13 protein-coding genes are annotated in these 13,016 nt (G+C 41.3%); 12 read left to right on the top strand and 1 reads right to left on the bottom strand.

The window, feature by feature from the left end:
• The 8 genes from RYP29_RS02520 to RYP29_RS02485 form a co-directional block, all read left to right on the top strand.
• A partial coding sequence (locus tag RYP29_RS02520) for a flavodoxin family protein (RefSeq protein WP_311532029.1) occupies nucleotides 1-257 on the top strand: 257 nt, incomplete at its 5' end.
• Between the two features lie 19 nt (nucleotides 258-276).
• Complete coding sequence (gene hutW / locus RYP29_RS02515) at nucleotides 277-1,917, top strand: heme anaerobic degradation radical SAM methyltransferase ChuW/HutW (RefSeq protein ID WP_311532028.1); 1,641 nt, start codon at nucleotides 277-279, stop codon at nucleotides 1,915-1,917.
• A gap of 200 nt (nucleotides 1,918-2,117) precedes the next feature.
• Nucleotides 2,118-3,116: a PfkB family carbohydrate kinase gene (locus tag RYP29_RS02510; RefSeq protein WP_311532027.1), complete on the top strand. Its 999-nt coding sequence runs from the start codon at nucleotides 2,118-2,120 to the stop codon at nucleotides 3,114-3,116.
• A gap of 4 nt (nucleotides 3,117-3,120) precedes the next feature.
• A complete protein-coding gene (locus RYP29_RS02505) occupies nucleotides 3,121-4,482 on the top strand; it encodes a potassium transporter TrkG (protein WP_311532026.1) in 1,362 nt (453 codons plus the stop codon).
• Between the two features lie 27 nt (nucleotides 4,483-4,509).
• Nucleotides 4,510-5,160 carry a TrkA family potassium uptake protein gene (locus RYP29_RS02500; protein ID WP_275249204.1) on the top strand — a complete coding sequence of 217 codons (651 nt, stop codon included), beginning with the start codon at nucleotides 4,510-4,512 and terminating at the stop codon, nucleotides 5,158-5,160.
• A gap of 112 nt (nucleotides 5,161-5,272) precedes the next feature.
• Nucleotides 5,273-6,079 (top strand): hypothetical protein, encoded by an 807-nt coding sequence (locus RYP29_RS02495; RefSeq protein WP_311532025.1) that lies wholly within the window; start codon nucleotides 5,273-5,275, stop codon nucleotides 6,077-6,079.
• Nucleotides 6,080-6,094: 15 nt separating this feature from the next.
• Complete coding sequence (locus RYP29_RS02490; RefSeq protein WP_311532024.1) at nucleotides 6,095-7,186, top strand: AAA family ATPase; 1,092 nt, start codon at nucleotides 6,095-6,097, stop codon at nucleotides 7,184-7,186.
• Between the two features lie 30 nt (nucleotides 7,187-7,216).
• Nucleotides 7,217-8,854, top strand: a complete 1,638-nt coding sequence (locus RYP29_RS02485; RefSeq protein WP_311532023.1) for a VWA-like domain-containing protein — start codon at nucleotides 7,217-7,219, stop codon at nucleotides 8,852-8,854.
• Nucleotides 8,855-9,635: 781 nt separating this feature from the next.
• Here the strand turns inward: RYP29_RS02485 and RYP29_RS02480 are convergent.
• Complete coding sequence (locus RYP29_RS02480; protein WP_311532022.1) at nucleotides 9,636-10,313, bottom strand: metal-dependent hydrolase; 678 nt, start codon at nucleotides 10,311-10,313, stop codon at nucleotides 9,636-9,638.
• A gap of 105 nt (nucleotides 10,314-10,418) precedes the next feature.
• On the opposite strand from RYP29_RS02480, the gene moaC reads away from it, so the two are divergent.
• The 4 genes from moaC (at nucleotide 10,419) to murB (ending at nucleotide 12,972) form a co-directional block, all read left to right on the top strand.
• Nucleotides 10,419-10,931 carry a cyclic pyranopterin monophosphate synthase MoaC gene (moaC, locus tag RYP29_RS02475; RefSeq protein ID WP_311532021.1) on the top strand — a complete coding sequence of 171 codons (513 nt, stop codon included), beginning with the start codon at nucleotides 10,419-10,421 and terminating at the stop codon, nucleotides 10,929-10,931.
• Between the two features lie 112 nt (nucleotides 10,932-11,043).
• Nucleotides 11,044-11,529, top strand: coding sequence for a tRNA (uridine(34)/cytosine(34)/5-carboxymethylaminomethyluridine(34)-2'-O)-methyltransferase TrmL (gene trmL, locus RYP29_RS02470; RefSeq protein WP_005381877.1), 486 nt, complete (start codon nucleotides 11,044-11,046; stop codon nucleotides 11,527-11,529).
• Nucleotides 11,530-11,699: 170 nt separating this feature from the next.
• Nucleotides 11,700-12,068 (top strand): YlbF family regulator, encoded by a 369-nt coding sequence (locus RYP29_RS02465; RefSeq protein ID WP_005378601.1) that lies wholly within the window; start codon nucleotides 11,700-11,702, stop codon nucleotides 12,066-12,068.
• Nucleotides 12,040-12,972, top strand: a complete 933-nt coding sequence (murB, locus tag RYP29_RS02460) for a UDP-N-acetylmuramate dehydrogenase (protein WP_118353616.1) — start codon at nucleotides 12,040-12,042, stop codon at nucleotides 12,970-12,972. Before RYP29_RS02465 ends, murB begins: the two co-directional genes overlap by 29 nt.
• Nucleotides 12,973-13,016: the final 44 nt, after the last annotated feature.

Raw genomic sequence — 13,016 nt, 5'->3', positions numbered from 1 at the left:
ATGCTCGTGAAAGTATTGAAAAGGCATCTGCCTTATTGCCTAATAAAGAATCTCTCGTAGATGGTTTTGTATGCCAAGGCAAAATCGATCCTAAGGTTATCGAGATGATGTACAAAATGTTCCCGCCAGGATCTGCTCATGGCCAAAGCCCTGAACGTGATGCATTGCATAAGGCCGCAGAAACGCATCCGGATGAACAAGATTTTGCAAATGCCAAAGAATTTGCTAAATCCGTGCTTGCAAAGTTGCAAGGCTAATGAGTGAAAGGGGAAACGTATGAGTTTAGCGAGTTTTTTTGAATCGATTCCAGAAAAACAACGGAATCTACAACTAGGCTTGGCCTGTGATAATCCCATGAGCGGTGCCTTTCCTCATAAGCGCGTTGTTCATGCAGGTCTTAATGGAACTTTAATTTCACCGAAGGAATCTCAATCTGTATGGGATACTGTAATGAGTGGTTCTCCTAAGAAGGGGCAAATGCAGTGTGCGTATATACATATTCCATTTTGCAAGACAAAATGTACGTATTGTGGATTCTTCCAAAATGGTACAAGTCAGAGCATTGAAGATAAATATATTGATGGCCTTATTGGGGAACTTAAGTTGGCTAGTGAAAGCCCACGTTTAAAGGATGGGCTTATCCACGCCGTATTCATTGGTGGTGGCACACCGACATCATTGTCTCCAGCAAATTCTGATCGTTTATTAAAGGCGATTAAGGAATACTTACCATTAGCTAATGACTATGAGCTTACGCTAGAAGGGCGCATTCATGATTTGATTCCTGAAAATCTTGAAGTGTGGATGAATAATGGTGTTAACCGTATGTCCATCGGCATTCAATCCTTTAATACTGAAGTACGCCAAATGGTAGGTCGTTTAGATACAAAAGAAACGGTACTAGAACGATTAGCGGCTTTAAAAGCCTATGGTCAATGTTCCGTTGTGATTGACTTGATTTATGGCTTACCAGGTCAAACTATGGAGGTCTGGGAACAAGACTTAGCCGATTTAGTAAGCTCTGGTGTAGATGGAGCCGATTTATATCAATTGAACGTATTTGATGGTAGTGACCTAAACCGCGATATTGCAAGCGGAAAGGTGCCACCTGCAGCAACAACAGCTATGCAAGGGGATATGTTCGAATTTGGTCGTACATATTTAGATGCTCGTGCATACCGTAGATTGAGTGCCGCTCATTGGAGTGCCAATAATCGTGAACGTAGTTTATATAACATTTTAGCGAAAGCTGGCGTACCGATGTTCCCATTTGGTAGTGGTGCCGGTGGCAATGTAGATGGGTATGGCATGATGCTACATCGTGCGCTAAAACCATACGAAGATATGGTGAGCCGTGGTGAAAAACCATTCATGGCACTTATGAAACAAAGTGATTTACAACCATTCATAAACCAAGTAGTAAGCCAATTAGAACAAGGCTACTTGAATATCAATACATTAGTGGATATGGATTCTCGTTTAGATGAGTTGAATTGGTTGTATAAACTATGGGAAGAACGAGGCCTAGTTTCGTATAATGGCTTATTATACAAATTGACATCAGCTGGTGAATTCTGGACTGTTAACATTACGCAAAGTACATTGGAGGCTATGGAATATATTTTAACGGGTAAAAACTCCTTTGCCCTAGAATCCGTAGCGGCTCAAGATACGAAGACTACATCTAAAGAAAATCCTAACCAAGAGGTCCGTGGTATTGGCCAAGGTAAAGCCAATATTTCGGTACCAACAGATGAAGATACAGAGGAACAACGTAAAGAAGCTCTTATTGCGAAAGCGAAAGCGGAAATTGCTAAGAGTGGTGCCTCTGGTGAATCAGCTAACCGCATGGTACAAGCCATGTACAATCTAAGTGCTGATGAAATTGAATACATGATGGAACGTATGATGTCCTAATTATCACTAACAACCTCTCATATAAATATCTACAAACATTGACAGGTACGTTTTATCTTAGTATTAAAACCCTAGATTACAATCTATTCTTTAAACTGGACTACTCGGTTCAGCTAGAGTATATTGTGGTCTAGGGTTTACTTTTTATGTGTCGGAATGTATTCTGTACATATAGTTATACAAGGTATTAGGAGGTTAGTATGAATACATTTCCTAACGAAGTGATAGATATTGTTGGTATTGGGGCTAGTACCTTAGATCGATTCATCGTAGTTGATCATTTTCCAACGGGGCGCGAGGTGCAACAGGCCATCTCGTCTACTACAGATGGCGGTGGTCCTGTGGCAACTGCACTAGCTACGGCTGGTAAATATGGATCTCGGACGGTAATGATTGACCGTATCGGTGATGATATGGTTGGACGCTATATTCTAGAGGACTTTCAAAAATATAATGTCAATACAGAGGGCATCCAAGTTGATGCGGATGCTAAGAGTGGAACCGCAACGATTCTTGTGAAAGAGAAAACCGGGGAACGAGCTGTATTTTTTGAACGTTCTACAGCGCCTGAACCAGAATTCTTAAGCGATTATCAGGGATTAATAGAAAATGCATCCATCGTGCATATCAATGGGCGCCATCGCCATTTGATGCGTACTGCTATTGATATAGCTAGGCAAAGTGGTACTATTATCTCTCTAGATGGCGGTGCTCAGCGTTACGATGAGGATATGAAACCAATTACCGAATCATCTCATGTCGTTATTGTGGCGCGCGACTATGCAGAAAAATATACAGGAACTACTAATTTAGAAGAGGCTTGTCGTATCATTCATGACCGAGGCGCGTTAATAGCCGGTGTTACCGATGGGGCCAATGGCAGTTATTTTGTTTGGCCTGATGGAACGGCATATCGCTGTCAACCATTTCCACAAGATCATGTAGTAGATACGACTGGGGCAGGTGATAGTTTCCACGGTGCATTCTTATCGAAACTGGCTGCGTCGATTCGCAAAGTTCATGCACCGCATGATGAATTCGTACAGCCTATAGATATATTACGTGCATTAGATCATAAACAGTTAGAGGCTGCTGCCATTTTTGCATCTGCTGTGTCTGCGCTCAATACACAGGGCATAGGTGGGCGTAGTGCTTTACCATCATTAAAAACAGCGCTTAGCCTAGCTGGATTGGAGTAGTCATATGTGGCAAGAACATAGACCGCATCATGTGCAGCGATATATGCAACAGAATCCATACCGATTATTAGCACTTAGCTTTTTAACGGTCATGGCGGTTGGAACTATACTTCTCATGTTGCCTATAGCCAGTGCACAGGGACAAGGTACAGCCCTCGTTGATGCGGCGTTTACTGCTGTATCTTGCGTTTCTGTAACGGGGCTAGCTACTGTAGATACCTATTATCACTGGTCGTTGTTTGGAAAAATCGTCATGGTCATCCTTATTCAATTGGGTGGACTTGGCATTGTATCTTTTACAACCATTGTGGCTCTATTATTGGGGAAACGGGTAGGCCTTAAGAATCGATTATTGCTTTCAGAAGATGTAGGTCAAGATGGGATGACAGGTCTTCTCCATGTGACGAAAAAATTGACTTTATATACATTGGCCGTTGAATGTATAGGCGGAATTTTGTATGCTATTCAACTGCATCCATATATAGGAGATGATTCATTCTATATAGGTTTTATGCAGGCCATTTCTACCTTTTGTAATGCAGGATTCGTATTCTTTGACAATGATTTGCCCTATAAAATGGTAGGCGATGTATTATTTAATATTAATACGATGGCCCTAATTATTATCGGTGGCTTTGGTTATTTAGCAGCCTTTGATATATGGTCCCATCGCAAGATGAGACGCTTCGCAGATTTAAAACTGCATACTAAGCTTATGCTCATAGGGACTTTTATGTTGATAGCACTGGGTGCTATTGTATTCCTTGGGGTAGAATGGGCTAATCCAAAGACCTTTGGCCCTCTGCCAGTGTGGGATAAGGTTATGGCTGCCTTATTTCAATCGGTTACACCGCGTACAGCGGGGATAGCTACTGTCGATTATGGTCAACTACATCCGATTACATTGTTTGTCAGTATTATCCTCATGTTTATTGGGGCTGGTCCGAACTCTACAGGGGGCGGTGTTAAAATCAGTACCGTTATGGTTGCTATATTAGCATCGTGCACATTGTTCAACAACCGCTCAGACGTAGAAGTGTTCGGTCGACGCATATCTATGGTCACCGTTCTTAAGGCAAATGGGATTATTTTTCTTTCCATATTATTGGTATTGTTAGCTACGTGCTATTTGGCATGGGATGAGCCCTTTGATTTCATCCGATTGCTGTTTGAGGTTACGTCCGCATTTGGTACCGTAGGCCTTACGACGGGAATTACGCCTGATTTATCTGAAAGCAGCAAATGGGTTCTCATCTTGGTTATGTTTACAGGTCGTGTGGGCGTCATGACCGTCATTGGAACCTGGGCACTACGTACGAAACCAAACAAGCCAATTTCCTATGCAGAAGAGAATGTAATGTTATAGCGATAGTAAATCTAAAAGAGGTACATAATGAAACAAAAAACAATAGCCGTTATAGGCCTTGGTAGATTTGGTACGACCATTGCCAAGATGTTAGCATCTATGAACCATGAGGTGCTAGGTGTAGATATCAATCCAGATATTGTACAAAAAATATCCCCCTATCTTACACATGCCATCGTAGCGGATACTACTGATGAAGAAGCGATTAAAGCATTGGCATTAAGTCAATTTGATATGGTCATTGTAGCCATTGGCGGCAATATCCAAGCAAATTTGATGACCTCCATGCTTCTCAAGGAGATGCATATTTCTAAGGTTGTGGCTAAGGCAGAAAATAGCCTACAAGGTAAAATGCTTCAAAAAATCGGTGTAGATCAGGTCATTTATCCTGAGTATGATATGGCATTGCGACTCGTTCAATCGTTAACGCGAGAACATGTGATGGACTATCTACAATTATCTAAAAATATTAGCCTTATTGAAATCAGTATGCCTTCTTTCATGGTAGGGCGTTGTTTAAAAGATTCTAAATTGCGTGAGCAATATAATCTTAATGCCGTAGGAGTTAGAAGAAGTACAGGTCTCGATGTGCCACCGGACCCGACGGCTATACTTTCAGAAGACGATAAATTGCTCGTAATTGGGAATAATTCTGATTTAGATGAGTTAACTAAGTAGTTGGTATACGAAAGAAATATAACTACATCGAAAAAACATGATATAATAGAATAGAATTCAGTATAGGTCATGCGTATTCGTATGGCCTTTTTAGATAGAAATGAAGGGTAGTATGACAGAAGAACAATATATAACGGCTCTCAAAAACAATCCCCATGGCATTCGAAATATCCCTAATCCTACAGAGGGTATGCAACTAGTATGTGTGGAACAGAATGGGATGCTATTACAATACATTAAAAATCCTACTCAGCGAGTGATTGAAACTGCGTTAGCACAGTCGCCTCGGGCTATTCAATATGTGGAGAATCCAAGTGACGATTTATTGATTGCATTGGTAAAACAAGATTGGGCAGTTCTTGAGTATATTCAAAATCCATCGGATGAAGTCATTCGCATTGCATTAGACCAATCGGGATGGGCCATTCGATACATTACAAATCCATCAGAGGAATTACAGTTAAAGGCTGTAGAAACACAATATGATGCATTGCAATATATTGCAAATCCATCAGAGCGGGTTCAAATGGCGGCTGTAAAATCTAATTATTTGGCATTGCGTTATATCCAGAATCCGACATTGGAGATTTTGAAAGCCGCAGTCTTACAAGATCCACAGGCTATGCGTCAAATTACGAATTTGGATTTAGACACAGTGCTAGAGCTATTGAAGGTTTCTACATTGATACTTGGGTATGTACCGAAACAACTAGGCTTGACTGTCGATATGGTTCGACAAATTATAACTGAAATGATTGCAAACCCAGCTGTAGAGGAGCGATACGTACGGGAACTCGTCAGCAATCCTGCCATTGGCGGACGCCAATCAACATGGCCTATCGATATATTGTCATTAGTTGATGTATATGGATCAGTACAGGCGAAGAAAATCGCTATCGATCAATATTTACTGTATTAAGAATAAGGAGTCATAATGAATTTTACAGATACAATGGCTAGTGTAGAATTGGTGCTAGCCGCTAATCAAGTACCACTGCTCGTTGGTGAAACGGGGATTGGTAAAACATCGCTAGCAGCGCGCGTCGCAGAGGTTCATGATTGGGAACTCGTCACCATTGATGGCAATCTTTTAAAAGAAGGCGAAATTGGGGGCCTCCCAACAGTGGAAACTGTATCCCACAAAGATAGTAATGGTGCGGTTAAAGAAATAAAGACTACCGTGTATGCCGTGCATCATACATTGGAACATGTATCACGGGCCGTTAATGCAGGTCGACATGTGTTGCTATTTATCGATGAAATCAACCGTGCAGAACATGCGGTGCAACAAGAGTTGATGAACTTGATTTTAAACCGAGAAATCAATGGATTTGCTTTGAGTGATGATGTGCGCATCATTGCCGCTATGAATCCAGAGGACTCCTTTGATTACCAAACGATTGATATGGACCCAGCTCAACAAAATCGTTTTGTATGGCTTTATATGGAAGCGGATTATATGCAATGGATTGACTGGGCCATTTCCGCAGGCATTGAAGATAAGGTGGTGGAATTTATTTCCTCGTATCCAGATTATTTGAATCAACGTCACGAAGATGATATCGATGCGACACCGCGTTCCTTTGAACGGATATCTCATATTTATGGTATCTATAAGGAAGGTGCTTACAGCCGTGATGTATTCCAAAATGTAATTCGCGGTAATGTGGGTAAACTCATTGCAGAGGCATTCGTCAATTTTGTTGAAACTGAGCAAGAGCCATTGATCTCCTTTGATGATGTGTTAGAGGCTGTGCATAAACCGGGTGCTATTATGTCTTTGCAAGAACGTGTCAATGGTGAAAGCCCTACTCGCCTCTATGTATCCGCAAAAAATATGTTGTATCGTTTGAATCGCAATAGTAATGCAGAGGAAGTTCATCACTTTATCGAGTTCATTACATTATATCCAGGCGATTTACGCATTGCTGTTATGAAAGATTTACGCAACACATATGCTCATGTGTATCGCTATGCTATTGAAGATGATCTCTTTATTGAAACGTTTTTTGAAGCCAATCGTTAATTGTGAAAGTACATATGACAGGTAGAAATTATGAATCGAAATTTAGATAAAGACGATATTCGGGATGCGTCTGACCTGCTCACTCATATAGACGGATGGGAGAAAACGGGACGCTATGATGAAGAGGCTATCAAGGAACTCGATCGATGGCATAGAAAGCGTAATCAGATTGCTCGTGATGCGGATGCGTTGTATGAGCAATTATACGCGCGTTATCAAGCGTATGTAGATGAACATCCCGTGCATAAGCAACACGCAGAAGAGATTGCTGTAGATATGGTAAATCACAATATGTCGGATAGTCATATTGGTACGATAGGTAAGGGCTTAACGGAACTGTATGATGGGGAAGGCACAGATCTTGATGTATTGACGCAACATGTGTTAGCCGATGGATATGAACAACGGTTATGGCATATCTTACACGATGTAAATAGTCTATTGCTCGATGAGGACCAATTCTTTGGCTATTTTTATCTACAAATGACGCATCGTGTACGCTTAGATATGACCAGTGCTTTTGGCGTAAACCTCAAACATGGGGGCTATGTGCTCTATGTGAATCCTTTCATTATGTTACGACAACCGCCGGATGTTATGAAAGATGGTATTAAGCGAGAAATATTACATGTTATATCCGCTCATTTGATGCGGGTGAAAGAACTTAGTCAACGGTTTGATAAAAAAGCCGTTCACATGGCTATGGATATGGTTGTCAATGATTATTTAGAACATGTTGACCGCGATGCCATAAGCGTTGCCAATGTAAATGCGAGATATGGACTGTTACTAAAGCGTTTCCGCACATTGGAGTATTACGCAAAGGCCATTGACAAGGCAATGCAGGAAAAACCAGACCTCTTTGTATCCGTCGATGATGCTAGTCAAATCGTGGCGATGGAATTTAATGCTGATTCGAGCCATGATATATGGGATGAGTCCGATTCTATCGATACAGAAACCATGGATAAAATTACGGAACGCTATATCAACGAAGCATCAAAAGGGGATATGGAAGGCTATGTAAAAAGCCTTATCGACACATTCCAAAAGACGCGTCGTTCCTTACCTTGGTATTTTTATCTTAAAAAATTGATGGGGAAAGTGGCTAGTGGACATAAAAAAACGACGATGCGTCGTAATCGTCGTCAACCTGAGCGTTTGGAATTATCTGGCACATTACGCCAACATAAGGCAAATGTGTGGGTAGCTCTCGATATGAGCGGTAGTATTACAGATGCAGAATTTACCAATGCTTTAGAACAAGTATTACAAATTGTTCATGCCTATAATCATCGCATTACCATTGTAGAATGTGATAACGAAGTACGCCGTACGTATACAATGGGAACTGTAAAAGACGTAAAACCACGCCTTGATGTGCGCGGATCAACCGCTTTTTCACCAGTATTTTCCTTAGCTAATCAACATCACGTAGACTTACTCGTATACTTTACGGATGGCAAAGGCGAAGATCGCCTTCGCGAAGCGCCAAAAGGATACAAAGTACTTTGGGTCCTTACGGGCTCTGAACCTAAACTATCCTTGCATAATCCACACGGCATAGTCCGCGAAATGGGCTACGTAGCCGTTGACGAAACACAAGACATCGACGAATTCGTGAGAATGAGCAGTAGGTCGGGGTTTTCCATGGCAAATCAGGAGTAATCATTACTTAACAATCTTTGTTTTTTTATACGGCAGAGGGGGACGAGGGTGACTAAAATCTTCCACCGGCTTTTTCTTCGCCCCTTTGGGGCTCAGGCCAAAGTCAGATTTTAAACACCCTCACCTCCCCTCTGAACGTCTCTTTAATTTAGTCTATTAAGATTGTTAAGTTGCCTATTACACTGGGGTTCTAGAAATAGAACAGGCCTGTTCTAATTTTTAGACGCATATATAGAGGATGGGATGGGTTAGATTTTAGACGTCCCTAACTTTCTTTTGAGCGTAGATGATACTTATCTATTAAGATTGTTAAGTTGCCGATTACACTAGGGTTCTAGAAATAGAACAGGCCTGTTCTAATTTTTAGACGTATATACAGAGGGCGGGACGGGTTAAATTTTAGAGGTCTCTAACTTTCTTTTGAGCGGAGATGATACTTAATCAATTAAGAGTGTTAAGTTACCGATTACACAAGGGTTCTAGAAATAGAACAGGCCTGTTCTAATTTTTAACCACATATACAGAGGGCGGGACGGGTTAAATTTTAGATGTCCGTAGCTTCCTTTAGGGCGTAAATACTATTTATTTTATTGTGATTTTAAAGTATTCATCACATAAAAAAAGACGCGATTGCGTCCTTTTTTATGTTTCCCTTTACAGTAAAAGAAAAAGAGGAGACACCTGCTTTCGAAATCTGACTTTGGCCTGAGCCCCGAAGGGGCGAAGAAATAGCCGGTGGAAGATTTCGGAAGTAGGTGCCTCCTCAGTCTTGTATGCTTAATTAGCTGTTTAATTCAATAGAAGAACCTGGATCAATAATAACCGCAGTTTGGTTGTATTTACCTTCTACAAGGCTAGCAAATACGCCTGGTTCGCGGTCGATAACAGGCCATGTTTTGTAGTGGATTGGGATGGAGATGCGCGCTTTTACATAGCTTGCTGCAAGGGCTGCATCTTCAACGCCCATTGTGTAGTTATCGCCGATAGGGAGAAGTGCATAGTCGATGTCGCCAAAGCGGTTCAATAGTTTCATGTCGCTAAAGAGGGCTGTATCGCCTGCAAAGTATACGATGTCGCCGAAGAAGTTGACGATGCAACCAGCGGCATGACCTCCTGGTACGCCAGCGCCATGGAATGCTGGAATGATACGAACGGAACCGAATTCAAAGTCATATTTACCACCAAGGTGCATAGCGTGTGTACGGCAACCGGCAGCGGCAGCTTTGCCTGCAACTTCAGCTGTAGAGATTACGAGTGCATCGTTAGCTTTGGCGATGAAATCAGTGTCGCCGTAGTGATCATCGTGACCATGGCTGACGAAGATGTATTGGCATTTAATATCTTCTTTTTTTGCGATGTCCCATGTATTGCCCGTTAAGAATGGGTCGAAAATCATGGATACATCACCGTTTGTTAGCATAAAGCACGCATGGCCGAAATAAGTTAATTTTGTTTTCATAGGAACACTTCCTTCCTCATATATACTAATTTAATTATATTGTATAATAGAAATGGAAAAAGTAAAACTATTGATGTACATTTATACATAAATTAAGGAAATATTATGGAATTAACACATTTTGATGAACAAGGAAACGCGTGGATGGTGGATGTGTCTGAAAAGGACCATACGCATCGCATTGCAGTAGCAGAAGGATTTATCGCCATCAATGATGCTATTTATGAGCGCATTCAAGGTGGAACGATGAAGAAGGGGGATGTTTTGTCCGTTGCTCAATTGGCTGCCATTATGGGCGCTAAGCAGACAAGTAATCTTATCCCTTTATGTCATCCATTGATGCTTACAAAGGTGGAGGTTCATTGTCATCTTATTGATGGTGAAAGTCCGGCTTTCACAACGGATACACACAATAAAGCAGTTAAGATTACGGCTACGGTGAAAACTACGGGACAAACCGGTGTCGAAATGGAGGCTCTTACGGCCGTTCAAGTGGGCCTTCTTACGGTATACGATATGTGTAAGGCCATCGATAAAGGCATGATTATGGGACCGACCTATCTCGTTGAAAAAGATGGTGGTAAGAGTGGCCATTTTATTCGAAGTAGTAGTAAATAATCTTAGTAGTGTAGTGCTGTTTGTGTCCCGCCTAGGAAAAATAGAATTCACTACTTGAATACGCACTTTAGATTAGGTAAAATAATATAGATATAAGAATAGAGGGAATAGTATGGAAATTGTATTATATGAACCGGAGATTCCTGGTAATACCGGCAATATTGCACGCCTTTGTGCGGCAAACCATATGACCTTGCATCTCATCAAACCGTTAGGCTTTTCCATTGATGACAAGCACGTTAAACGGGCGGGCCTTGATTATTGGCATTTGGTAGATGTACAGGTACATGAAAATATAGAAGAACTATATGCGAAATATCCTGATCGTCGTTATTTTTATGCCACAACGAAGGCTAAACATGTGCATTCTGATGTGAAATTTGAAATCGGTGATATGCTCGTGTTTGGCCCTGAAACTAGAGGCTTACCTGAAAGTTTATTAGAAGGCAATGAAGAAACGTGCATTCGCATTCCTATGGTGGAAGAGGCGCGGTCTTTAAACCTTTCAAATTCGGTGGCAATTATTGCCTATGAGGCTATGCGTCAATTGGATTATCCAGATTTGAAAGAAGTAGGCAATTGGATTAGCCATAAGTAAAATATGTATGATGTTGGTGAAAGTTAGTTTTCATAAAGAATAGTGTATGCAATAAATGTATTATGTTGGTGAAACTCAGCTTTCACAAAAAACAGTATATGCAATAAATGTATTATGATTGTGAAAGTTAGCTTTCACAAAGAATAGTGTATGCAATAGGGGGAATGAATATGAATTACGATAAAGCCCATGATTTAGCACACGCAATGCGTGAATCTGAAGAGTATAAAGAGTTGATGCAAGCGCAAGAGGCTGTGAAAGCTGACGCAGAAGCAACTGCATTGGTGCGCACATTTATGGCTCAACAAATGCAATGGGAATATGCTAAGTTGTCCGGCGCGCCTGAAGCGGATGATTTGCAAAAGAAACAAGAGGAATTGATGCCTCAAATTCAAGCAAATACTGCAGCTGCTAATTATTTGCAAGCGCAAATGCGTTGGAGCCAAGTATCTAATGATATTTACAAAATCATTAGCGAACCAATCACTGAGGGGATGAAAGTTTTAGATCATGGGGAAAAACAACAACCACAACATTAAGGCCCTACAAACGGCTTTATTAAAAGAATTACCAAGTACACGTGTACGGGAAGAGGAATATTTACGTCATCATACGACATTTAAAATTGGTGGCCCTGCGGACCTATTCGTTGAACCGACTACGATGGCTGAATTGAGCTTTGCGCTTCGCACCATTCACGAGTTTGATGTGCCTGTTACTATTATCGGTTGCGGGTCCAATATTCTCGTGAAGGATGGTGGCATTCGCGGTGCTGTTGTATCTGTTCGACATATGACACAAATTATGGACTGCAATGATAATGTATTGTGTATCGGTTCTGGGTATATGTTAAAGGACGCATCCGAGTTTGCCTGGGAAAATGGCTTGACTGGCCTAGAGTTTGCCATCGGTATTCCTGGCACATTAGGGGGTGCCGTATTTATGAATGCTGGTGCTTATGATGGGGAAATGAGCCATGTAGTCACTGCGGTGCGAGCTGTAGATTTTCAAGGCAATATCAAAGAATATGATGCATCGCATTTAGATTTTGGGTATCGTCATAGTGTATTCCATGATAATCATGAGGTTATTGGTGAAGTGATTATGACGCTAAAACCAGGCGATAAAAATGTTATCAAGGCTAGAATGGATGAGCTTACAGAGAAACGCGAGTCCAAACAGCCTTTAGAATTTGCTAGTGCTGGATCCACCTTTAAACGCCCACCAGGGTATTTTGCAGGAACCTTGATTGAACAAACAGGCCTAAAGGGATTATCCGTAGGAGATGCGCAAGTATCCCATAAGCATGCGGGCTTTGTTATTAATACAGGCAGTGCTAGTGCGAAGGATGTACTCGATTTAATTGCCGAAGTACAACGTCGCGTATATGACCAACATGGCGTACATCTTGAACCAGAAGTACGTATGATTGGTGAAGATTAATACAAACTAAATACTCATACAAGATTTCTTATGTGCTGTTACTT

Origin of the sequence: uncultured Veillonella sp. (genome assembly GCF_963534045.1) — a bacterium.
GTDB lineage: Bacteria > Bacillota > Negativicutes > Veillonellales > Veillonellaceae > Veillonella.
Note: the sequence above shows the minus strand (reverse complement) of the source record. Positions and strands in the feature narration are given on the sequence as shown.